Origin of the sequence: Ferrimonas sediminum (assembly GCF_900100175.1) — a bacterium.
Taxonomy (GTDB): Bacteria; Pseudomonadota; Gammaproteobacteria; order Enterobacterales; family Shewanellaceae; genus Ferrimonas; species Ferrimonas sediminum.
In genome coordinates this window covers 439935-463563 of the sequence record NZ_FNEM01000001.1, presented here as the reverse complement: position 1 = coordinate 463563, position 23629 = coordinate 439935, and the positions used below count along the sequence as shown (strand labels likewise).

Genomic DNA, 23629 nt, shown 5'->3' with positions numbered 1-23629 from the left:
GGGACTTTTCTCAAGGAGTGAGAGATGCGATCCCAGAGCCTGATAACCCTGATCTGGCTAACGCCGCTATTGGCGGCTCTGCTGTTGTGGAAGCCAGAATCCCACCCCTTTATGGACGCCCTTTCGGCCTATGGTGACACTCTGATATGGCCACAATCGCCACTGCACGCCAGCAGCGACAAGTTGCAATTTCCGGTTGAGACTGTCGATCGCCAGTCTTTGCTGGCCGAGTATCAGCGTATGGGGCCACAATTTGTCTGGCACGACTGGGTGTATCAGGCCGACGACAGCCAGGGCTCGCCACATCAGTTTCGGCGGTTGCATCCGGCCTTTCCCACCGACGACGACAACCCCGCTCACCGCCTCAGCTGGCAGCGCTTTTATGGTGCACAGGAATGGGGGGAGTGGGCACAGCCATGGTGGTTGAACCAGGCCATACGCCCGCCAATGAACCAAGCTTTCTCCCATACGCCCATCTGCCGCGAGCACCGATGCCTGATCGAGCTGCGTCTGGGCGGTCACCGCGCCGACACCTGGTTTCGAGAACTGCAGCAGCAACTGCCTGTATCCATTACGGCAACCATGGACGCCGGCAATGAACACCGGTTACTGACACTCAGCCACCATTAACAAGCCATAAAAAAAGCCGGCTCAGGAGCCGGCTTGGAGATCGTTTACTGGCGCTAGCAAACGTTCAGAACTTTAATCGCCAATCCCCCCTGGGAGGTTTCGCGGTATTTCGGGTGCATGTCCTTACCGGTCTCATACATGGTGGCAATCACCTTATCCAGAGACACACAGGGATCCGAGTTACGGCGCATCGCCATTCGGGTGGCATTGACCGCCTTCACCGAAGCGATGGCGTTACGCTCGATGCAAGGAACCTGCACCTGGCCTGCCACAGGGTCACAGGTCAGCCCCAGGTTGTGCTCCATGGCAATCTCTGCTGCCACACACACCTGGGACGGGCTGGCGCCCATCAGCTCAGCCAGGCCGGCAGCTGCCATGGAGCAGGCCACACCGACTTCGCCCTGACAGCCCACTTCTGCACCTGAGATGGAGGCGTTCATCTGGTACAGTGCACCGATGGCACCCGCCGCCAGATAGAACTTGCTGTATTGCTGGGCATCCACACGCTCAATGAACTTATCGTAGTAAGCCAGCACCGCAGGAATGATGCCGGCGGCACCATTGGTGGGAGCGGTGACCACCCGGCCTCCGGCGGCATTCTCTTCCGAGGCCGCCAGTGCGAACATGTTGACCCAATCAATGATGCTCATGGGATCGTTGCTGTTACGCTCATTAGCGATCAGTTGCCGATGCAACGCCGCAGCCCGGCGCGGCACTCTCAACGGCCCGGCCAGCAAACCTTCGGTACCACACCCCCGCTCAATGGACTCACGCATGACGTTCCACACTCGGCCGAATCCCTCCTGAATATCGGCTTCGCTGTGGTAGGCCTTTTCGTTCTCCATCATCAGCGCCGAGATGCTCATGCCGGTGTCACGGCACTGTTGCAGCATCTCTTCGGCATCGGTAAAGGAGTAAGGCACCGGCTTCAGGTTAGAGGCAGGTTTACCAAAGTTCTCTTCATCGACAATAAAGCCGCCGCCAGTGGAGTAGTAGGTCTTCGACAGGGCCACCTCTTCGCCGATAAACGCATGGATGCTCATGCCGTTCTCGTGCAGGTCCAGCGCATGGCTGTGAAAGGTCACCGCATCACGGGGAAAGTCCACGACATGGCAATGCATGCCAACCGGCAAACGTTCAGTTTGCTCAACCCGCTGAATGAAATCAGGAATACCATCGATGTCGACGGTTTCCGGACTGTTGCCCGCCAGGCCCATAATGATCGCGATATCCGTATGGTGGCCTTTGCCGGTCAGGGACAAAGAGCCATAGATGTCGACACTGATGTGAGTCACCTCGCGCAACTTATCCATGGCACGCAGTTCATCAATAAACTGCTTGGCGGCCTTCATGGGCCCCACAGTATGGGAACTTGAAGGACCTACACCAATTTTAAAGATATCGAAAACACTGAACATGAAGAAAACCTCTGTAGAAATAAGAAAGCCGGAGTCTTGCGACTCCGGCTTGCAGAGTCAGGGGACGCTGATTAAATCAGGTCTTTAACGATGGCAGAGATGGCCACCAGGCCCATGACGGTGACGAAGATGTTGGACAGTGCACCGTCGTACTTCTTCATGGATGGTACCTTCTTGATGGCGTACATCGGCATCAGGAACAGGATGGCGGCGATGAACGGCGCACCCAGAGACTCAATCATGCCCAGTACAGATGGGTTCATGATGGCCACACCCCAAACGGTGAAGAAGAAGAAGGCAACCAGGGCTTTGTCGAACTTCTTCTCACCCATGTTGGCAACGGCTTTTGGAGCGGCTTTCTTAACGATGCCCGCCAGACCCTCTTTCGCACCCAGGTAGTGGCCGAAGAAGGAGGAGAAGATAGCCAGGAACGCCACCAGAGGACCGATCACGGAGATCAGCGGCGAGTCGTATTCGTTGGCCAGGTAGCTCAGTACCGGAAGGTTCTGAGTCTTGGCTTCCATCAGTTGCTCAGGAGTCAGGGCCAGTACACAGCTGAATACGAAGAACATCACGAAGCCCAGCAGCATGCCAGAAGCACGCTTCAGGATCATGTCGGACTTGGCAACCGCGTTGTCGCCGTGAGCTTCACGCTGAGCCAGCGCCATGGAGGAAACCGCCGGGCTGTGGTTGAAGGAGAAGATCAGCATTGGGATGGTCAGGTACACCACGGTCAACAGGTCGCCCATGGCCGGGATGTTATCGGTGCTCATGGCAGCCATGGACCAGTCCGGAATCAGGTAGACGGACATGGCGAACAGGATGAATACCAGAGGGTATACCAGCAGCTCGGTGGCTTTCAGCATCAGGCGACGACCCAGGATCATCACGCCCATCATCATGGCCACCAGCGCTCCGGACAGGATCCAGCGAGGCATGGACTCCAGACCCAACTGGTTCACCATGAAGCTATCGATGGTGTTGGTAATGGCGTTACCGTAGATCAACACGATGGGATAGATGGCAAAGAAATACAGGAAGGTGATCAGCAAGCCGGCACTTTTACCGAAATGCTCCTCCACCACATCGGTGATGTCAGCATCTTTACGCTTGGAAGACAGAACGAAGCGCGCCAGGGCACGGTGAGACAGGTAAGTCATAGGACCCACCAGCATCGCAATGACGATCAGAGGCCAGAAGCCCTCCAGGCCAGCGCGAATCGGCAGGAACAGGACGCCGGCACCAACCGCGGTGCCGAACATGGACAATGACCAGGTCAGGTCTTGTTTGGTATAGCCCACCGCTTTGGTATTGGTCGCAGTGGCAGTTGCAGTGTTTTGGTTCTGCATGGGAAATCACCTTTGAGTGTTCGAGTTAGCGAGGGCAAATATATAGATTTATTACAAACTAAACGTGATTCACATCTCAAACATGGTTTTCTAGCGTGACCCAGCTCACAGCATTGATCTTTCGAATGCCCGCATAAATATGATTAATCTGATTGTAAAAAGCGGGTTAAAAGGGCGCAAAAGCCGTTAAATAAGGGGTGAACATGGTTACTGATGTAACAACAGCAAAGCGATTAGATAAAAAAACTGGGCCGCAGGGGCCCAGTCGCAAACTTTCATATGTAATAAAATTACAACATCTATACCTATGGCTAACTGGTTAGCAAAGTCTTTATCGCAATGATCACCAGCAGCAGGGCGAAACTCTTTTGCATCACTCGCGCATCCAGCCTATGAGCCAGGTTGGCCCCCACCCGGGAAAACACCGAACTGGTGAGCACAATGCCGATGAAGGCTGGCAGGTACACATAGCCCAGGCTCATCTCAGGCAGGCCCGGTTCATTCCAGCCGCTGATGGCGTAACTGAGGGCACCGGTCAGGGCAATGGGCAACCCCAGCGCCGATGAGATTCCCACCGCTTTGCGCATCTCCAGTCCAAAACGCGACAACAGGGGCACGCTGATGGTGCCGCCACCAATGCCAAAGATGGCAGACAGAAAGCCGATGCCGACCCCGGAGATGCTCAGACCCACAACGCCCGGAAAAGGTTGCTGGCCACTGGGTTTGAGGCCGAACCACATCTTAATGGCCACCAGGGTGATGAAGCCGGTAAAACAGTATGCCAGCACAGTGGCGTCCAGCAGGTGGGCCACAAAACCACCAAGGTAGGCGGCCACCACGATGCCCGGCACCATGGTCAGCACCACCTTCCAGTCCACCCCGCCTTTGCGGTGATGGGCCCACATGGAGTTCATCGAGGTGACAATAATGGTCGCCAGGGAGGTCCCCAGGGCCATGTGAATCGTCAATTGAGGATCGAAGTTCAACAGCTTAAAGGTAGTCAGCAACACCGGTACGATCACCAGCCCACCACCAATGCCGAACAAACCGGACAGCACGCCGGCAAACGCACCAAGAAGCAAATAAAGAAGGTAGATCATAATACTTGAAGTCACTGATTAGATTGCCGACTATTGTGTCACATTCCCTCTTTGACGGCATCGACGATGACCCAAATAGTACAAAAAACTCTCATTGTTGCCTCCCGCAACCCGGTTAAAGTCAACGCCGCCACCCGGGCACTTCAGGCGGCCTACCCGGATTGCCACTGGCGGGTACAAGGCGTCAGCGTTCCGTCGGGGGTGGATGAGCAACCGCTGGGCGAAACCGAGACTCGGGTCGGGGCCATTAACCGCCTCAATGCCATCAAGGCGATGGCCGGCGACCTGTATGTGTCATTCGAAGGTGGCTATGACCGAATCCATGGCCAGGGATTTACCTTTGCCTATGTAGCCATCAGCGACGGTCAGCACACCCAGATCGGTCGCACCGGGCTGCTGCCGCTGCCGGAGGTCATCAGCCAGCGTCTGGAACAGGGCGAGGAGTTGGGGCCGTTGATGGACGAGTTGTTCGATGACCATAACATTCGCCAGAAAGGCGGAGCCATGGGCATACTCACCAACAACCTGGTGGACCGGACCAGTGTCTACAGCGATACCCTGTGCATGCTGCTGGCCCCCTTCCTGCATCCGGAACTGTTCCAGGCCACCGCCTCGGCTAAGCCAGATTCAGCAGCCACCCCATCAGGGTAAAGGCAGTCAGCAGCATCACCATCAACAGGGCCAGCAGCCGCCACTGCATCACCTGTTTCAACATCACAAACTCCGGGAAACTGGCCGCCACGGTACTCATGCAGAACGCCAGAGTCGTGCCCAGCGGCACCCCCTGCAGCAGCAGGCTTTCCATCACCGGAATCACGCCGGTGGCGTTGGCATAGAGAGGAATGCCCAGCGCCACCGCCGACGGCACCGACCACCACTGGCCTGCTCCCAGATTGGCTTGCAGCCAGCCTGCAGGGACAAAGCCATGCAGCCCGGCACCGATGCCGACGCCGATGATCACCCATTTCCATACCCGGCCGACGATCTCCCGGGTCTCCGATGACGCAAACTGATGCCGCTGGGCCAGAGTCAGTGAGGGCCGAGCTTGCGGCTGAGACGGCGACTGTGACTGCGACTGGCCCTGCCCCATGGCGTAGGCTTTAGCCGCCAGAGGCTGCAGCCAGCGCTCCGCCTTGAGGCTGTCCAGGATCCACCCTCCCAGCATGCCGATCACCAGGCCGATGACCACATAAATCAGCGTCAGCTTCCACCCCAGCAGGCTCAGCAGCAGCAACACCGCCACCTCATTGATCAGCGGCGACGTCAGCAGAAACGCCATGGTGATGCCCACCGGTATCCCGGCGGAGGTAAAACCGAGAAACACCGGAATGCTGGAGCAGGAACAGAACGGGGTAATCGCACCGAAGCTCGAGCCCAGCACGTAGCCGCTGACGCGGCTCTTGCCCGCCAGGTATTGACGCACCCGCTCCACATCCAGAGAGGCCCGTATCAGGGCGATGGCGTAGATCATCACCAACAGCAGCACCAGAATCTTACTGGTGTCCTCGACGAAGAAGTGCAGCGCCTGGCCCAACCGGGTCTGATCGGACAGCCCCAACAGTTGGTACACCAGCCAATCCGCTAACTCAGTAAACACAGATAACATCATTCATCCTATCAGTGGGATTAAATACACCCAGCAGTAATACAGACCGGCGCCCAGGAACAGCATTCCAGACAGCCGTCTCAACACCCGTTCAGCCCGGGCGATGCCTTGGTGGATCGCCGCCAGTTGCAGCGTTCCCAGGCTCACCATCAGTGCAAATGCCAGCACCGGCAGGGCGGTGCCGATGCCGTACATGCCTGGCAGCACCACTACCGACTGATGGGCCATAGCCAGTGGCAGCAACGAGGCAAAGAACAGCGCCGCCGATGTGGGACAAAACGACAGGGCAAACAGCACCCCCAATGCCAGGGCGCCGGGTAGGCCGCCCTGTCCCAGTCGCTGCTGCAGCGACTGGGACAACCCCAGGGTCGGCAGCGGCAGCCGCAGCCAGCTCAGCAGCACCACTCCCACCACCAGCAGCACCGGGCCCAGCATCATGTTCATGTTGGACTGCAGGAACTGCGACAACCCCGGCGCCGACAGTGCGCCACCCAACAGCAGTGCCGCCAAAGCCAGGTAACTGATCGTCCGTCCCAGGCCATAGGCCACCCCCTGATAGACCGCCCGCCGGGGACTGGCCACCTGGCGACTCAGGTAGGAAACCGCCGCCACGTTAGTGGCCAGTGGGCAGGGCGACACAGAGGTTAGAACCCCGAGCCACAGCGCACTCAGCGCCGCCACCGACAGTGCCATCATGATCGGGTTCCGCTTACCAGCAACCCGGTTTCTCCGTACAGGTAGCGAAAGAAAGCCTGCCGGTTATCAAACAGTTGCCATACCGCGTCCAGGCGCCGCCACTGGCGTTCACTATCCGGCTGGGTCAGGGTCACCACCACCGAGCGGGTCACCAGTTGAAAGTCTTCGATGTAATGTCGATTTTCTGCCTCATCGACATTGATGCTACGCAGCTCAACCTGACCCTGGTGTACCAACTCAGGCCAGCCTTTTTCCACCGCCTCCCGCGTTAATGCCTCAATCTTCAGGCAGGAACTGCAACGGGCACGGCCATGGAAGTAGTACACCGTCAACTGCTGATCCGGCCCCAGTTGGTAGCCGGGTAATACCATCACCTCTGCTTCCTCCGGCATCGCCTGGGTCTGAACCCAGGCCCACCACGCGGATCCGGACAGCAGCAGCACCAACAGCAGTAACTGGATAACTCTCATGACTACATCCTTGTGTACGGGGATCAGTGGCTTTGCAGCAGAGCGTCAATCTCGGCCGCTGTCGGCGCGCCGCCACTGACTTTGACTTCGCCGTTGATGACGATGGCAGGAGTGGACATCACGCCATACTCCAGAATGGTCGCCATGTCGCTGACCTTCTCCAGTTCAATCTCCAGCTGCAGGGCCTGAGCCCGTTCGGCAACCAGCTCAGCCAGGGTATTGCACTTTTTACAACCAGAACCCAGTACTTCAACTTTCATGATGCTTCCTCTTGCTTGGTGAGTGGCGAGCGATGATCCAGGACCCGTTCGATGCAGTGGAACATCGACATCAGGCAGGGGGTCGTCAGGCGGTAATAACGCTGCTTCCCCTGCCGGCGAACGGTCACCAGCCCCACCTGCTTTAACACAGCCAGATGCTTGGAGACCGTCGAGATGTCGGCGTCAACCTCCTCCATCAGTTCACAGACACAACGCTCCTGCTGCTGCAGTTGCTCCACCAGCCACAGCCGGGTCGGATGTGCCAGCGCCTTGAGCACCGCCGCACGTTGATGCAGGCGGTCACAGTCGGGAGTAGTCGATAACATGCGCTCATCCAGATAAATTGATTCAACACTTGGCAAAATAGCCAAATGTTTTTCTCGGGTCGAGAGGGAATTCGGAAAACGGGCCGGCGGAAGTCAGGTTCGTGACCCCCGTCGCACAACAGCCGTCGCCAGACAGGGCGACAAGGGATCAAAAAAGGGCCTCATGATGAGGCCCTTTGGCTCTGTGCAACCGAGTTATTTCTGGAACTCAATGCTCCTATCCGACAGCGTCTCGGCGGCAATGGCGGACTCGGTAAACAGCAGCGGCCGCAACGCGGTGTTCTGCGAGTAGTACTGAGTCTGATCGTTCCAATGGGGAGACATCACGTTGTTGGACTCGGAGTAGCTCAGCAGACCCCGGGCCTGTGGTCCCTCCTCCTCGAAGCCCACCACCATCATCCAGCTGGAACCATAGCGCACATGGTAGCCTTCGGTGGTCAGCTCCGAGGCCGTCGGCGCGCCGGTGACCGCGTCCAACGCGGCGGGATAGGCGTGCTGAGGCAGCAGGGTGTCGTCGTTGGCTTCATTGGAGTAGGCGAACACGTTGAAGCCGCCCTCGCGGTTGTTGGCCCCGGCCCAGGGGAAACGTACACCGGAGGCGCTGCCGTCGGGCATCGATTTCTCCACGAACTGCATGCTGCCCAACGGCGCGTCCAGTGCAAAACCGTTGCCGGTTAATGTGGCGCTGGCTGCCGCCAGTGCCACCAGCGCGGAGCCGTCGGCCGCCAGCGTATTCGGCGTATTGAGCGGATCCGTGTACACAAAGGGCACATCCAGATGGGCCTCGGTATCGAAACGGTAGCCGAACTCCCTCAGCAGGGCACCGGCAACGCTGTCCTGATTCTGGGCGCCGTTCCACTTGGCCAGGGCGGCACAGGCGGGAGACACATCGACACTGAGGCTGTCGCTGACCACCACCGGCGTGGTGCCCTGCGCCTCACACTGAACCAGCAGCTGCGGTAACACCAGTTCGGCCAGGTAAGCCCGGTTGGACATCAACGCCGCTTCCACATCCTGGCGGCTGAACTTGCCGTCGTCACCACGGGCATCGCTCATCAGGGTCAGCGCCATCCGGGTTCTCAGGCTCTGTTCTACCCGACGATCGCCATACAACGGTGACACGTTCTCAATGGGGGACGCCGGATTGGTGATCCAGTAGGAGTTGTTGGAGTTCTGAACGAAATCCTGACGCACCAGTTTCGGTGCCTGGTCGTAGGCCACCGGAGCGTCAAAGGCAAACATGGAGTCGTCGCCGGGCAGAATGGTAAAGCCGGCACTCTCCCGGGCAGCACGAATGTCCGGACTGAGCCAGATGGCGTTTTCGGCATCGCTGCTGAGCCCGGGTACGGTCGAGTCATCGATGTAGAAAGCGTTACCCTGATCATCGGCGTACATGGTGTTGTTGAATATCACCCCGTCGAAGTCCTTGAACGCTTGCTGGAACTGCTCCAGGTTGCTGGCAAAATTCATGGCCGACCAGTGCTCAAGCACATCGGTATTGGCCATGTTGGCATCCTGAATAAAGAACGCCTGGTTGTCGTCCCAGCCAAACGGGGCCAGCTGGGGTGGCGCCTCTACCATCGGCCCCTTGGCCGTCAGGTACACCTCTTTCTCCAACGGAATCGTCACCCCACCGCCAATGTTGACCTCCACCGAGTAGGTGCGGGGAGTAATGGCCATCTCCTCCTCGTCGAACAGGTAGGTAAGACGATCACCCTGTTTCAACGCCAGGTTGTACATGATGAAGTGCTCGGCGGTGGAGAAGGTGTGGGTCCAGGCCAGATTCTGGTTAAAGCCGATGTTCACCGCACCGGGCATCCCCACCAGCGAACCCCCCATCACATCCAGGAAGCCGGGAATGGTCAGGTGGGACTGCCAGAAGCGTAACTGACCGGTATGGGGGAAATGGGGGTTGCCCAGCACCATTCCTTTGCCATTTTCGGTCACCTCGGCGCCCAGTCCCCATCCGTTCGACCCCATATCCATCGGGTTGACCTGCGGAGTGGTCAGCGTCTGTGAGCGCGCCAGCGCCTTGGTACGCACATCGGCCAGCATCGCCTTGGACGCCGGCGTGTTCAGCGCGGTTGCCGCCGGCCGCGGCAGGTACTCATCGCCGTCACCCGGATTGGCAAAAAAGATCAGATCCAGGAAATTGGCCGCCCCCGGCAACAGGGCCATGGAAAACAGGTAGGTGAGCATGTCCACATCGGTGATCGGCTTCACCCAGGGCTGGCCGGCACAGGGCAGGTTCGGCGTGGTGACGGCCCCACTGGCCAGATCCGCCAGATAGAGGTTGTAGCCAGCGGCAAAACCGGACAGCATCGCCCGTGAACGCTCACCCAGGGTCGGCATCGCCGTCGCGGCGGCTTCGCGAATACCCAGAGCTTTGTAACCGAAATCATTGACCAGATTCTGGTTGTCCTCTTGCAACGGCAAGCCGGTGGCAAAATCGATGCTCTTGTGGGGGCCAAAGTACTTAGAGCGCTCACTGTTGGCCTTGATCACCCCATCGGCGAGCAGGCACAGGTGATCCTGGGCCTGGGCGTAGCCGGAGCCAAAGGCCAGGCTTTCGATGTTGTCGGCTTCGATGTGCGGCACCCCGTAGGTGGTGCGGCGAATGCGGGCGTCCAGTTTGCCATCAGGGGCAAACACCATCACCTGGGGCTCAGGCTCGGGCGTAACGGCGTCTGTGCGGTCATCGTCATTACTGCAGCCGCTGACCAGCAGGCCGGACGCCAGGGACATGGCTATCCATAAAGGTGTTTTTTTCATTATCGTCATCCTTGTTGTCACGCCCACCTCCCCAGTGAGCCAATGGCCATTTAAGCAGCTCCGACCAGAGAGATCCACACCGTTTTAACCTTGATAACAATCAATTAACCAGGGTCATCGAAAAAGACTCGCTCACCGTAAACCTGATATTCTATGCTGCACAGACTTGAAAGCGGGGCGGGGATTCGTCATCCTTCGCCGCCGACATTCGCCTTCGGAGTGACCATGACCCCTTCCTTGTCGCGGCTCAGGGAGCAGTTCCCGGCCCTGGCCCAGCCCGGACTGATCTACCTCGACAACGCCGCCACCACCCAGAAACCGGTGGCCGTTCTCGACGCCATGAACCACTTTTACCGCCGTCATAATGCCAATGTACATCGTGGCGCACACCGGCTGTCGGATCTGGCCACTCGCGACTTCGAAGGCGCCCGCGACATCGTGGCCAACTTCCTCAATGCCTCGGCACGGGAGGAGGTGATCTTTACCCGTGGCACCACCGAAGCAATGAACCTGCTGGCACGCTCCCTTGGCAGCCACCTTCTGCAACCCGGCGATGAGATACTGATTGATACCTGGGCCCACCATGCCTGCATCGTCCCCTGGCAGCAGATGGCGATTCAGACCGGTGCCAAGCTAGTACCGATTCCACTGACCCCGGCTGGCGATCTGGATCTGGACGCCTATGAATCACTGCTTAGCCCGCGCACCAAGGTCGTCAGCCTGACTCAGATCAGCAATGCCCTGGGCAAACAGGCGCCGCTTCACCAGATGCTCCCCGCTGCCAAGGCGATGGGCGCCATCACTATTGTCGACGGCGCCCAGGCAGTGGCCCACCTGCCGGTGGACGTACAGGCTTTGGGGTGCGACTTCTACGCCTTCTCCGGCCACAAGTGTTACGGGCCGACCGGCATCGGAGTGTTGTGGGGACGTCAGCAGCTGCTGCAGCAGATGCCGCCCTACCAGTACGGCGGCGAGATGATCGACACAGTCAGCTTTGAAGGCAGCCGTTTTAACCGCCTGCCCTATAAATTTGAAGCGGGCACCCCGGCCATCGCCGAAGCCATCGGCCTTGGCGCCGCCCTGAGTTTCATCCAGTCCCTGGATACCAACGCCGTCGCCAACCACGAGCAGGCGCTGATGAACCGGGCCAAAGCCGGTCTGGCCGGTCTGGACGGCGTCGCAGCCATCGCTGCCGACGGCGACAACCTGGGTGCCCTCTCCTTTCGAGTGGACGGCGAACACCATCAAGACATCGGCATTTTGCTGGATCAAGCCGGCATTGCGGTACGCTGTGGCCATCACTGCTGTCAGCCACTGATGCAGGCCCTGGGCCTCAAAGGCAGTTGCCGAGTGTCGTTTGCCCTCTACAATACCGAAGCGGAAGTGGATGCCTTTGTGGCGGCGTTACAAGAGATTACGGAGTTTTTAAATGACTAAGCCCGGTGTACAGCAGTTTATCGACTCCCCTCTGGGAAATCAGATCGATCAGGCAGAGCTGAATAGGGAGTTGATGGCCGTGAGTCACTGGCAGGGCCGTTACCGAATCATCATGAAGCTGGGCAACCGCATGCCGGCGCTGGAGCCACGCTGGCAACAGGCGTCAGCCAAGGTCTCCGGCTGTGAAAGTGCCGCCTGGCTGTATCACCATCAGGACGAACAGGGAGTCCACCACTTCCTGGCAGACAGCGAATCGCGAATCATCAAAGGGTTGCTGGTGCTGATCCTCAGTGCCTGCAATCACAAGACCTCGGCGCAGCTGGCCCAATTGGATCTGTCCGGCTGGTTTGACACCCTGGGCCTGTCGGCGCACCTGAGCCCCTCCCGCGCCAACGGCCTGAGCGCACTGGTCACGGCCATACTGGCACACCAACAGCAATAGGGTTCAGCGGCGGCGTTCGCCGAACTGCGCCTCCAGTGTCAGTTGCAGCTCGATGTTGGTGTCGAAACCGTACTTGCGGGGCCAGGTCAGCTGCGGCTCAACCTCATAAAACAGCCAGTCGCGGGCGAAATTACGCCGAAAGGTGAAACCCAGCCGCCGTATCTCGCTCTCGTCGCCATCATCCCGGGTCGCCCCTGAAGCGGCAATAAAGGTGGAAAAGGCAGTTTTGTCGTCCAGCCACTGAATCCGGCTCAGCGAGGTCACCCACTCCAGTCCTTCGGTTTCCTCACCAAAGCGGGCCCGATTTTGCCAGCGGTAGACGTGATCGTCGTAGACCCGCTCCAGGTTAAGCCGCGAGGTTTCGCTCCAGCCATCGTTCGACTCTACCCGCACCTCCTGAGACAATTTCAGCAAGGTGTTGTCATTGACGGATTCAAAATAGCGGGCCCGGCTGCGAAGGAAGGGGTTCAGCCCGGAGGAGAGCGACGCCCCCAGATCCACCGACAGATCCCAGGAGTCCAGGTTGATTGGGATCCATCGCAGCGCTGCCCGGGTAGTGGCTTCGGCATCGGCCCCCAGGCTGTCGCTCACCTGGGACAGGTCATCTTGCTCATCAGATTCAAGCAGCAATTTCAAACGCTTAGAGGTTTTTGGCAGGTAGTAGGACGCCGACACCCTCAGCCTCAGTTCGTCCTCTTCTCGCTCGACAAACTCCTGCTGCAATCGCAGCCGAAAATGACTGCTGGCCTGATCGGCATCGTCACTGGGCCCGAAGAAATCATCGAACCACAGCGCCGAGGATTGCGCCGAACCGGACAACAGCGTATGGGCTTTATCGAACCAGCGCAGCTCCTGATCCAGCTCAGGCCGATCGGGCTCGGCTTCCTGCTCCGGTGCCGGTGTCTCGGTGGCCGCCCCCCACCCGGGCGCGCCGAGCAGCAGCATCATTACACCGATTCTGCATCCCCACCCCAGCATGCCAACCCCCTGACCTTCATTGCCTTCTGTCAGTATATGCGGCGGCCCACCGTCACAGCAAACCGCCCTCGGGCCGGGCTCAACGATGGGCCTTTTCGGCCAGTTTGATCAATACCCGACTGGCAGCAACAAAACCAAAGGTACCGGTCAGTGGCGTGACCGCACCGAAGCCACTGGCGCAGTCCATCGCCTTGGGGCCCTCGGCAGCCCCTTTCGCCAGACAGATCTGACCATCGGCACCGGGGTATTTCAGCTGCTCATCCGAGAACACGCACTCCACCTGAAAACGGCGCTTCGGGTTTTTGCTGAAGTTGTACTCCCGTCGCAGCAGGTTGCGCACCTTGGCAGCCAGGGGATCCTGATAGGTTTTGGCCAGATCGGCCACCTGAACCCGAGTGGGATCCAACTGCCCGCCGGCGCCGCCGACAGTAACCAGCTTGATCTTGCGCCGCTTGCAGTGGGCAATCAACGCCGCCTTAGCCTTGACGCTGTCGATGCAGTCCACCAGATAATCCAGCTGATCATCGATCAGCTCAAACAGGTTGTCGACGTCGACAAACTCCTCCACCTCATTCACCTTGCAATCCGGGTTGATGTCGCGAATGCGCTGTGCCATCACCGCCACCTTGGATTGACCAATGGTGTGCGTTAACGCATGACACTGGCGATTGCTGTTGGTGATGCAGATGTCATCGAGATCGATCAGCGTCAGTTGGCCGATGCCACTTCGGGCCAGGGCCTCGGCTACCCAGGTGCCGACCCCGCCGATCCCGACCACACAGACATGGGCCCGGGAAAAATATTGCAGTGCCGCGGCTCCATAGAGGCGGCCGATTCCACCGAATCGCTGAAGGTAATCGTCGTTCATTACTGAAATTCCAAAAACAGAGGTGAGCAGTATAACAGGGGATACAGGAGGAGCCGATGCGGGCGCGAATTTTCACGGAGAGGAACCGATAACCATAACCAGATAATTTCATTGATTCAATGAATTAAATGGTCCTTTATTGACACTGAGCAAGATTCACAACTATTTCACCTTAAAACGTGCGCCAGCTCAAAAAACGCCACCCAAGACAGTTGCATGTCACACGCTTCCTGCCAGAATCGTTGGCGCAAAATAATTAAAAAGCCTGATCTTTCATTGTCATGCGGAATTAAATGTTGCCGCGATGTGAATCTAGGGTCGGGTATTCATTGATCGTCAGGAGTAAAATGATCATGCAAAAACGGACGCTAGCCCTTTCAGTTGCTTCCATCTTCGCAGCAGCTTCTTTTGGTGCTATGGCAGAAATGCCAACTTTCTATGGTGACCTGAACATCTCCGTAACCGATTCCGACACCGGTTACACCGTACAGGGTACCTCCAACGACAAAGGCACCGTGCTGGAAAACAACTCTTCCAACATCGGTATCAAAGGTTCTCACGAGATCAACAGCGCACTGAAGCTGGTCTACAAGGCTGAGTTCGGTGTTAACGGTACCGACAACGATGCCGACACCTTCTCCTCTCGTAACACCTACCTGGGTCTGGCCGGTGGTTTCGGTGAAGTGGTCTTCGGTCGTAACGACACTGCCTTTAAAGGCTCCGAAGGCGGTGCCGATGCATTCGGTAACCTGAACGCCGACATCACCATGATTCTGCCTGGTCAGGATCGTGTTGCCGATGGCGTGACCTACACCCTGCCTAGCATGGGTCTGGTTTCCGCAAAAGCCACCTACATCCTGGAAGACGACAACGATGGCGCCACCAGCGATGACGGCGACAACTTCGCCCTGATGGTAGGCTACGGTGACAAGAAGCTGAAGAAAGCCAACTACTATGTCGGTGCCGGTTACGTTGACGGCATCAAGGGTCTGACCGCCTACCGTATCACCGGTCAGGTTAAAGTTGGCGAACTGGCTCTGGGTGCCATCTACCAGGACAGTGAAAAAACTTCCGATTCCAGCATCGACGCTACCGGTTACACCCTGTCCGCCAAGTACCCTCTGGGTAACTTCATGCTGAAAGCTCAGTACGGCTTCGACGACGGCGGCATGGGTACTTTCGCTAAGAAAGCCAACGCTGACGACACCAACACCGGTACCGTTGAAGATGTAACCAACTACACCATCGGTGGTGACTACACCCTGAGCAAAGCCGCTTACGTTTACGGCCACTACGCTTACTACGATGCTTCCGTGAAAGGTGCTGAAGACATCGATGACAGCGTATTCACCGTAGGTCTGCGCTACCGCTTCTAATGACTCTGCCTTAGCAGCAGTCATCAAAAAGCCAGTCGCCAGGCGACTGGCTTTTTTTGTGCCCGAACGACCCTCAGCCGATGCGCCCGCTCTGGGGTACCCATCCTGATTGCCCCTCGGTCCTGAGTGCACACTTCTAAAAGAGCAGCCGGTTTCCCCGGCCGCCCCGCCTGCCCTTACAGCGCGTAGCGCATGGAGAACTGACCGTAGAAGGAGTCTTTGTCTTCGTGGTCGATGGCGTAGTTACCCACTTCCATGCCCACAGACAGCTCCGGAGTCAGGTTCTTGAACAGGTTGACACCCCACTGGGTGGTCTCGTTACCGGACACATCGCCTTCGATGTGACCGTAGATCAGCGTAGAGCGCAGAGACTCGGTCCAGAAGTGACGATAGGCCACGTTATAAGCGGTGGTGTCTTCTACCTTCTCGCCTACCAGATCCTTGACCGCGGCAGTACCGACGTAGCGGCCCAGTTCGCCCTGATGATACTGGAAGCGCAGATCATCTTTACCGAAGGTGTGAATACGACCGGCAATGGAGCCACCGATGGCGGTTTCGGTGTTGCCACCCTCAGTATTCAACTGGCGACCAACCGCGGCAATAGAGACGTTACCCCAGTCACCCTTGAAGGTGTACTTGGCAACCACATCCGGCAGCTTGTCGTTGGCAGTATCGCCGCCGAAGCTCTCAGGGTTTTCCAATGACAGCTGCAAGCCACCGTTGGTGTAACGCAACTGCCCCTGACGCAGGAAAGAGATGCCCATCATGGTGCTGCCGAAGTCGGCGGTTTCACCAATGGCGCTGGTGTTCATGAAGGTGGTCCAGGTCTGGCCGGCCAGTACATTCTGATACTGGATAAAGGCATGGCGCAAACGGGGATGGATGGAGTTAGAGATAATTTCGTTACCGCCGCCACCGAAGAAGTCCATCTCGATGAAGCCGGTCAGATCACCGTGGATATACTTAGTATTAAAGCGGGTTTCATTAGCAAAAATACGGAACTGAGAAGCGCTCTCCTCAAGGCCAGTGCCGCCACCGGTCCACTGATCTTTATAAGCCACATCACCGTCAACATAACGGGCGTCGACTTTAATGTAGCCACCGAAAATCAATTTATCATTATCATTAAGTTGAATTTCATAAGCAGCCATTGCGGGGGTAGCCAAAGCGGCAAGAGAGGCAACTAACGCAGCATTTTTAATTTTTGAAATAAACATCTCACTTTCCCTTATAAAGGTGAAGGGTTTACCCGGCGTCGTATCAAGGGCCACCGGGTTGGTCATTCGTGTCGGTTGTTGCAGCCAGCGCCAACAAGTAAACAGCGCACCAGTCGAGCTCACAAACTCACATCGTTCGCCACGCGCAGGCCGAAACAATTCACCGCGGAATTTAACAAGCCCGAACCCGCCGTGGCTTCACCCCACCGCCACCGGCGTGATCGCGATCGCAAATGCACGGCAAAACATCGACAGCGGCGACCACGACACCGCACGAAGCAAGATCAAGATCCCGAACCAACCCCCAACCCAGACAAGGATCACAAATAACCCTCAAAGTGCAGCGAGTGTTAAATAAGGCAAATTAAGCAAAATAGAGTGCCGAACTTTTAAGCCAGATAGGCGTCACCCACACCAATCGTTCCTATAACTTAGACCATCAGAAGTCATAAACCGGCAATATAAAGGCGATAGCAATAGGCTTTGTAGAAATAAATTCGAATTGATTTAATAAAACTTAAAAAATGAAAAAATAGATAGCACTCCAGACATGAGAAACATTGGGCAATGCCTTTTAGAACATTGCCGATCCAGATCACACAAACGTCGGCGTCGGTAACCGCCCATTGAAAAATGTAAGTAACCGGAATTTTTTATTGGCAAATAATTGAGACTGGTCACTCAGTGATGGAATAACCACCGCTGATTTCGTTATTTAAATACAGAGGTGGTTGATAAACGTAACCCATTATCACCACCATTCGGTTGGGCCACCCACCCGAAACTCACCTCCCGAACCACTCCCCCCTTTTCCAGCACGATTTTTTGGCAATTTCAACCTCTCACTTTTGTCCCGGAGGGCAAAAACGGTCACAAACTGCAGTCCAAAGAGAAAAAGATGTTCTCCGGGAAGGCCGTCCCTGCCACCACCGGAACCAGGGCAAAAAAAACCGGCGCAGTGCGCCGGCTCTGTTAAGAGTGGGGTAACAAACAGCGAATCATTGATTCTGAGTGCAGGGGAAATACATCTCTTTCTGTTTCTCGGCAAACTCCGCCGCCCTGGCGTCGCAGTAGCCTGATTCATTGTTGGCCCGCCACAGCACCTGACTGTCACTGCCCTTGATATAGTGCACTTCACAGGGCAGCGGGGCCCCTTTCGGATAGATCACCTGGATACGGCGCTCATTTTGACCGTTGCTGCACACGTATTCGACCCCGTTCTCCACCCCGTCCAAACCGGGCTCAACGGCCAGGGCCGTCACCAATACCAATAACGCACTCATGCTTCTCTCCGAATTCCGTCACCGAACCGGGTGCCGGTGGATGATTCAACGGGCGCAATAAAGCGACAGCCAACGCGCCCATAGCAAAAAAGACATTAAATCCAACTGCCTACAAAAGAAAGTCTATCACACCCTCAACACTGTACTTTGCGTCAGAACAAAGAGGCTGGCCACACTCCCTGCGATGCTTCTGCTACGCCACCCTCCGTCAAAACGCAAACAACGCCGCTAGGCGGCGTTGTTTGGCTCTATCGCAGTCCGGGTTAACCGGTGATCGCCGGCATCAGACGCCGCTTAACGCTCTGGGCCAGGGCTTTAATCATCAACACCGCCAGCAACAGGGCACTGCCGTACAGCAGAGGCTCAGGCAGCATACGATGCTCCTCGCCTACCAAGGGTGTCACGGTAAAACCGTACTGACTGACCAGGAAATTGACCACAAAGCCAAACACCATAGCGGTGCCAATGACGCCCCCCAGATAGCCCCACAAGGCGCGGGCCCCCAACTCTTTACGTACCACTCCCAGAGTCGCGATGTTGGTGGCCGGGCCGGCCATCATAAACACCAGGACTGCCCCGGGGGATACACCAGCCAACAACAGACCGGCCGCAATCGGGGTCGACGCGGTGGCACAGATGTACATAGGAATCGACACCAGCACCATCAACGACATCGCCAGGATACCGTCACCCCACTGGGCCAGGTATTGAGGCGGCACGAAGGTATTAACCAACGCCGCAAAAAACAGGCCGATGAGTAACCATACCGTGGTGTCTTTCACCAGATCATTGCTGGCGTAAACGATCCCCTGCCACAAGCGAGTAACGACGGAATCGGTGGCCTTGGGTTCCGACTTGCTGCTGCAGCAACCGGAGTCGGCTTTGGCTGCCGGTTTTGAACTGCAGCAGCTGCTCTGGGCCTTGGGCGCGGGCTCGGCACTGCAACAACTGCTCTTAACCGCCGGTTCCGGCTTAGAGCTACAGCAACTACTCTGGGGCTTAGGTTCCGCTTGAGTGCTGCAACAACCGCCTTGGGCCTTAGGCGCAGGTTTGATGGTGGCTGCCGGTGCGGCCATCAAGGCACTGGACGGCTGCATCGGTTTCATTTTAACGACGGGCTTGGCTGCGGGCTCATCATCTTTACCCACCAGCAGGCCGGCGACAATGGCCGAGGTAATGGCGGCAATGGGGCGTACTACCGCCATAAAGGGCCCCAGAAGCACGTAGGACACCGACACCGAATCGACGCCGGTTTCCGGTGTCGACACCAGAAATGAGGTGGTGGCGCTCTTGGACGCACCGGAACGGCGCAATCCAACGGCGGCCGGAATCACACCGCAGGAACACAGGGGCAGTGGCGCGCCAAAGATGGCCGCCTTGAGGGTGGTTTTGAACCCATGGCCGCCCAACTGACGGTTCATCCATTCCATCGGCACAAACATCTTCAGCATGCCCGCCAGAAACAGCCCCAGCAGTAGCCAGGGGGCCGAGTCCAGAAACAGATCCAGAAAGTTCTCTAACAACAACATTATTTGGTCTCCAGAGTGTCGAGAATGGAGCAGTGAATGGCACTTTCCGGGCCACCACAACAAGCATCCGCTAGCTCTTGTAGGGAATCACGCAGGCGGGTCATTTCATCAATTTTGGTTTGCAGCTCCTGTACCTTGGCTTCCACCATCCCTTTGACGTCGGCGCAGGCCCAGTCAGAGCGGCTGGCTTCGATATTCAACAGTTCCCGAATGTCCGACAGGCTGAACCCCATCGCTTTGGCCCTGAGAATAAAGCGCAACTGCTGAGCATCGTCATCGCTGTAGATGCGATAGCCTTTGTCAGAACGATTCGCTGGATGCAACAGGCCATTCTTTTCATAAAACCTTAATGTATCGGGCTTTACTTTACAGGCCGCTGCCAGCTCACCAATTTTGTACATGATCCACTCCCGCTTACTCTATGGCAGCCAGTATAAACCTTGGAGTTAGGTCAAAGGTCAAATGTTTTCTATGTCGGAACGCTCTTTTCTTATGGGCGAACGATACTTGAGGATAAGACCTGATTTTGTGAGCATTTTCACGTACAATGCGCGCCACAGACTGCAGGGTAAAACAGGGTCCTGACGAGGGTATTTCGCCAAGGCGTCCGGTGACGGTTTAGCGAAATATCTTCCCATAATAACGTTGCCCCAGAGGCAACGAGCTAACCCTACATAAAGGATCTGTACCCATGGAATCTGCACGTCCAATTCGTCGCGCACTGCTGAGTGTGTCCGATAAAACCGGCATGGTCGACTTTGCCCGGGCCCTGACCGAGCGCGGCGTGGAGCTGCTGTCCACCGGCGGTACCGCTCGGTTGATCGCCGACGCCGGTCTGCCCGTGACCGAAGTCTCCGACTACACCGGCTTTCCGGAGATGATGGATGGCCGCGTCAAAACCCTGCATCCCAAGGTTCACGGCGGCATTCTTGGCCGGCGCGAGCAGGACGATGCGGTGATGGACAGCCACGGCATCAAGCCCATCGACATGGTGGTGGTTAACCTCTACCCCTTTGCAGACACCGTCGCCAAAACCGGCTGTACCCTGGCCGATGCGGTCGAAAACATCGACATCGGTGGCCCGACCATGGTTCGTTCTGCGGCCAAAAACCACAAAGACGTCACCATCGTCGTTAACGCCCATGACTACGATCGGGTGATCGCCGAAATGGACGCCAACCACAACGGTCTGACCCACGCCACCCGCTTTGATCTGGCCATTGCCGCCTTTGAACACACCGCCGCCTACGACGGCATGATCGCCAACTACTTCGGCACCATGGTACCCAGCTACGGCGACAACACCGATGGCGATGCCGACTCCAAGTTTCCCCGCACCTTCAACCTGCAGTTCGAAAAGAAGCAGGACATGCGCTATGGCGAAAACAGCCATCAGGATGCAGCTTTCTACGTCGAGAAACAGCTGCAGGAAGCCTCGGTAGCCAGCGCGATTCAGCTTCAGGGCAAGGCGCTGTCCTACAACAACATCGCCGACACCGATGCCGCGCTGGAGTGCGTCAAGGAGTTTGACCAGCCCGCCTGCGTCATCGTTAAGCATGCCAACCCCTGCGGTGTGGCTCTGGGCGAGACCCAGCTGCAAGCCTACGATCGTGCCTTTAAGACCGATCCCACCTCAGCCTTCGGCGGCATCATCGCCTTTAACCGTGAACTGGATGGCGAAACCGCCAAGGCCATTGTCGACCGCCAGTTTGTCGAGGTGATCATCGCCCCGTCCGTCAGCGAAGACGCCAAGGCCATCGTTGCCGCCAAGCAGAACGTTCGCTTGCTGGAGTGTGGCCAGTGGCAGTCCCGCACCACCGAGTTCGACATCAAGCGTGTCAACGGCGGCATCCTGGTGCAGGACCGCGACCAAGGTATGGTATCCGAGGCCGATCTGGCGGTCGTGTCCGACGCCCAGCCCAGCGCCGAGCAGCTTAAGGACGCCCTGTTCTGCTGGAAGGTGGCCAAGTTTGTTAAGTCCAATGCCATCGTCTACGCCAAAGGCGGCATGACCATCGGTGTCGGCGCCGGGCAGATGAGCCGCGTCTACTCCGCCAAGATCGCCGGCATCAAGGCCGCCGATGAGGGCCTGGAAGTACCAGGATCCGTGATGGCCTCGGACGCCTTCTTCCCCTTCCGTGACGGCATCGATGCCGCCGCCGAAGCCGGCATCAAGTGCGTGATTCAGCCTGGCGGTTCGATGCGGGATCAGGAAGTGATTGATGCGGCGAACGAGCACGGGATGGTGATGATCTTTACCGGACAACGCCACTTCAAACATTAATGGCATGTAATCGTTTGGCAGGTTATGACCTCCCCAAAGGAATGAACAGATGAAAGTATTAGTAATTGGTGGTGGCGGCCGCGAACACGCGCTTGCCTGGAAAGCGGCCCAGTCTGCCGAGGTGGACACCGTCTATGTGGCCCCGGGTAACGCCGGTACGGCGCTGGAGCCCAAGCTGGAAAACGTCGCCGTCAGCGGCAATGAGGCCCTGGTGGCCTTTGCCCGCGACCACGATGTGGCGCTGACCATTGTTGGTCCGGAAGCACCACTGGTGGAGGGCGTTGTCGACGCCTTTAACGCCGCCGGCCTGGCCATCTTCGGCCCCACCGCTGCGGCGGCCCAGCTGGAAGGCTCCAAAGCCTTTACCAAGGATTTTCTGGCTCGCCACGACATCCCCTCCGGCAGTTACCAGAACTTCACCGAGGTGGAACCGGCACTGGCCTACCTGCGCCAGCACGGCGCACCGATCGTGGTCAAGGCCGACGGCCTGGCCGCCGGTAAAGGGGTGATCGTGGCCATGACTCTGGAAGAGGCCGAGGCCGCCGTGAAGGATATGCTGGCAGGCAACGCCTTTGGTGACGCCGGCCACCGGGTGGTCATCGAGGAGTTCCTCGAGGGCGAAGAGGCCTCATTCATCGTGATGGTGGATGGCAATCACGTCCTGCCCATGGCCACCAGCCAGGACCACAAACGGGTCGGCGATGGTGACACCGGCCCCAACACCGGCGGCATGGGGGCTTACTCTCCGGCACCAGTAGTCACCGCCGAGATTCACGATCGCATCATGAATGAGGTGATCCTGCCGACCGTAGAGGGAATGAAGGCCGAAGGCCACCCCTATCAGGGCTTCCTGTACGCCGGCCTGATGATCGCCGCCGACGGCACTCCCAAAGTGATTGAATACAACTGTCGCTTTGGCGACCCAGAGACTCAACCCATCATGATGCGGATGCAGTCGGATCTGGTGCAGCTGTGTCTGGCCGGCAGCAAAGGGGAGTTAAAGGGGTTGCGCGCCGACTACGACTCCCGTGCCGCAGTAGGCATCGTGCTGGCCGCCGGCGGCTACCCGGGAGACTACCGCAAGGGCGACGTCATTCACGGACTGCCGTCGTCGGAAGCCGAAGACCAAAAGGTGTTCCATGCCGGAACGGCCAATGCTGACGGCCAGGTGGTGACCAACGGCGGCCGGGTGTTGTGTGCCACCGCCCTGGGGGCCACGGTAACCGACGCCCAGCAGCGGGCCTATGAATTGGCCCGACAGATCCGCTGGGACGGCGCCTTTAGTCGCAGCGACATCGCCTATCGCGCCATCGCCCGGGAACAGCAATAACCCTCCCGCCTGCAAAAAAGGCCGCATCCGCGGCCTTTTTTATGCGTGGTGTTTTTTGCGAGCCCGCTTTTTACGGCTGCGATTGGAAACCGGGGTGATGTCCCGGTGTTTTCGCTTTCCGGGAATCACGAAAAATGCCACCGCACCGGTAGCCACCACCAACAAAAACACAACGGTCAACGCCGATTCCATGCCTGCCCTCCTCCACGCTACTTTGTCTGCCAGACTCCAGCATGCCGCGCCACAAGCAGCACCGCC

At 57.7% G+C, this 23629-nt stretch carries 22 protein-coding genes and 1 pseudogene; 7 read left to right on the top strand and 16 right to left on the bottom strand.

Annotation, left to right across the window (positions count from 1 at the left end):
* Positions 1–24: 24 nt before the first annotated feature.
* Complete coding sequence (locus BLT77_RS02095) at positions 25–630, top strand: hypothetical protein (protein WP_090361182.1); 606 nt, start codon at positions 25–27, stop codon at positions 628–630.
* 53 nt (positions 631–683) lie between these two features.
* Here BLT77_RS02095 and BLT77_RS02090 read toward each other — a convergent pair whose 3' ends face one another.
* From BLT77_RS02090 to BLT77_RS02080, 3 genes are all read right to left on the bottom strand, one after another.
* Positions 684–2048, bottom strand: coding sequence for an L-serine ammonia-lyase (locus tag BLT77_RS02090; protein ID WP_090361179.1), 1365 nt, complete (start codon positions 2046–2048; stop codon positions 684–686).
* Between the two features lie 71 nt (positions 2049–2119).
* Positions 2120–3397 (bottom strand): aromatic amino acid transport family protein, encoded by a 1278-nt coding sequence (locus BLT77_RS02085; RefSeq protein ID WP_090361176.1) that lies wholly within the window; start codon positions 3395–3397, stop codon positions 2120–2122.
* A 311-nt stretch (positions 3398–3708) separates the two neighbouring features.
* A complete protein-coding gene (locus BLT77_RS02080) occupies positions 3709–4497 on the bottom strand; it encodes a sulfite exporter TauE/SafE family protein (protein ID WP_090361174.1) in 789 nt (262 codons plus the stop codon).
* A gap of 66 nt (positions 4498–4563) precedes the next feature.
* Between BLT77_RS02080 and yjjX the strand changes: the two genes are divergently transcribed.
* The gene (gene yjjX / locus BLT77_RS02075) at positions 4564–5148 is read left to right on the top strand and encodes an inosine/xanthosine triphosphatase (RefSeq protein WP_090361171.1); all 585 of its coding nucleotides are present in this window, start codon (positions 4564–4566) and stop codon (positions 5146–5148) included.
* On the opposite strand, the gene BLT77_RS02070 is transcribed toward yjjX, so the two are convergent.
* The 6 genes from BLT77_RS02070 to BLT77_RS02045 form a co-directional block, all read right to left on the bottom strand.
* Positions 5114–6103, bottom strand: a complete 990-nt coding sequence (locus BLT77_RS02070) for a permease (protein WP_090361364.1) — start codon at positions 6101–6103, stop codon at positions 5114–5116. The two genes, yjjX and BLT77_RS02070, sit on opposite strands and share 35 nt — an antisense overlap.
* A 3-nt stretch (positions 6104–6106) precedes the next feature.
* Positions 6107–6799: an aromatic aminobenezylarsenical efflux permease ArsG family transporter gene (locus tag BLT77_RS02065; RefSeq protein WP_090361168.1), complete on the bottom strand. Its 693-nt coding sequence runs from the start codon at positions 6797–6799 to the stop codon at positions 6107–6109.
* Positions 6796–7269, bottom strand: a complete 474-nt coding sequence (locus BLT77_RS02060; RefSeq protein ID WP_090361165.1) for a nitrophenyl compound nitroreductase subunit ArsF family protein — start codon at positions 7267–7269, stop codon at positions 6796–6798. The genes BLT77_RS02065 and BLT77_RS02060 overlap by 4 nt, the downstream gene beginning before the upstream one ends.
* Before the next feature lie 23 nt (positions 7270–7292).
* Entirely contained in the window at positions 7293–7529 is a 237-nt protein-coding gene (locus tag BLT77_RS02055; RefSeq protein ID WP_090361162.1) for a thioredoxin family protein, read from the bottom strand.
* On the bottom strand, positions 7526–7855 hold the full coding sequence (locus BLT77_RS02050) for an ArsR/SmtB family transcription factor (protein ID WP_090361159.1): 330 nt from the start codon (positions 7853–7855) through the stop codon (positions 7526–7528). The genes BLT77_RS02055 and BLT77_RS02050 overlap by 4 nt, the downstream gene beginning before the upstream one ends.
* Positions 7856–8050: 195 nt before the next feature.
* Positions 8051–10627 carry an acylase gene (locus tag BLT77_RS02045; protein WP_090361156.1) on the bottom strand — a complete coding sequence of 859 codons (2577 nt, stop codon included), beginning with the start codon at positions 10625–10627 and terminating at the stop codon, positions 8051–8053.
* 225 nt (positions 10628–10852) lie between these two features.
* On the opposite strand from BLT77_RS02045, the gene BLT77_RS02040 reads away from it, so the two are divergent.
* On the top strand, positions 10853–12064 hold the full coding sequence (locus tag BLT77_RS02040; protein ID WP_090361153.1) for an aminotransferase class V-fold PLP-dependent enzyme: 1212 nt from the start codon (positions 10853–10855) through the stop codon (positions 12062–12064).
* The gene (locus tag BLT77_RS02035) at positions 12057–12506 is read left to right on the top strand and encodes a SufE family protein (RefSeq protein ID WP_090361149.1); all 450 of its coding nucleotides are present in this window, start codon (positions 12057–12059) and stop codon (positions 12504–12506) included. The genes BLT77_RS02040 and BLT77_RS02035 overlap by 8 nt, the downstream gene beginning before the upstream one ends.
* Positions 12507–12509: 3 nt before the next feature.
* Here the strand turns inward: BLT77_RS02035 and BLT77_RS02030 are convergent, their stop codons facing one another.
* A complete protein-coding gene (locus tag BLT77_RS02030) occupies positions 12510–13454 on the bottom strand; it encodes a hypothetical protein (RefSeq protein ID WP_090361147.1) in 945 nt (314 codons plus the stop codon).
* Between the two features lie 109 nt (positions 13455–13563).
* Positions 13564–14352 carry a tRNA cyclic N6-threonylcarbamoyladenosine(37) synthase TcdA gene (gene tcdA, locus BLT77_RS02025; protein WP_090361144.1) on the bottom strand — a complete coding sequence of 263 codons (789 nt, stop codon included), beginning with the start codon at positions 14350–14352 and terminating at the stop codon, positions 13564–13566.
* A gap of 293 nt (positions 14353–14645) precedes the next feature.
* On the opposite strand from tcdA, the gene BLT77_RS02020 reads away from it, so the two are divergent.
* A complete protein-coding gene (locus BLT77_RS02020; RefSeq protein ID WP_090361141.1) occupies positions 14646–15728 on the top strand; it encodes a porin in 1083 nt (360 codons plus the stop codon).
* A 176-nt stretch (positions 15729–15904) separates the two neighbouring features.
* Here the strand turns inward: BLT77_RS02020 and BLT77_RS02015 are convergent, their stop codons facing one another.
* From BLT77_RS02015 to zntR, 4 genes and pseudogenes are all read right to left on the bottom strand, one after another.
* Positions 15905–16945: a DcaP family trimeric outer membrane transporter gene (locus BLT77_RS02015; RefSeq protein WP_090361138.1), complete on the bottom strand. Its 1041-nt coding sequence runs from the start codon at positions 16943–16945 to the stop codon at positions 15905–15907.
* 998 nt (positions 16946–17943) lie between these two features.
* Positions 17944–18228: a hypothetical protein gene (locus BLT77_RS02010; protein WP_090361135.1), complete on the bottom strand. Its 285-nt coding sequence runs from the start codon at positions 18226–18228 to the stop codon at positions 17944–17946.
* Between the two features lie 263 nt (positions 18229–18491).
* The gene (locus BLT77_RS02005) at positions 18492–19754 is read right to left on the bottom strand and encodes an SO_0444 family Cu/Zn efflux transporter (protein WP_090361362.1); all 1263 of its coding nucleotides are present in this window, start codon (positions 19752–19754) and stop codon (positions 18492–18494) included.
* A gap of 8 nt (positions 19755–19762) precedes the next feature.
* A pseudogene (zntR, locus tag BLT77_RS02000) lies at positions 19763–20158 on the bottom strand (Zn(2+)-responsive transcriptional regulator); the annotation flags it as partial.
* A gap of 290 nt (positions 20159–20448) precedes the next feature.
* Here zntR and purH point away from each other — a divergent pair.
* Together purH and purD are read left to right on the top strand one after the other, a co-directional pair.
* Positions 20449–22041 (top strand): bifunctional phosphoribosylaminoimidazolecarboxamide formyltransferase/IMP cyclohydrolase, encoded by a 1593-nt coding sequence (gene purH, locus BLT77_RS01995; RefSeq protein WP_090361130.1) that lies wholly within the window; start codon positions 20449–20451, stop codon positions 22039–22041.
* Positions 22042–22090: 49 nt separating this feature from the next.
* The gene (gene purD, locus BLT77_RS01990) at positions 22091–23371 is read left to right on the top strand and encodes a phosphoribosylamine--glycine ligase (RefSeq protein ID WP_090361127.1); all 1281 of its coding nucleotides are present in this window, start codon (positions 22091–22093) and stop codon (positions 23369–23371) included.
* 39 nt (positions 23372–23410) lie between these two features.
* Here purD and BLT77_RS20150 read toward each other — a convergent pair whose 3' ends face one another.
* A complete protein-coding gene (locus tag BLT77_RS20150; protein ID WP_176819162.1) occupies positions 23411–23563 on the bottom strand; it encodes a hypothetical protein in 153 nt (50 codons plus the stop codon).
* Positions 23564–23629 lie beyond the last annotated feature (66 nt).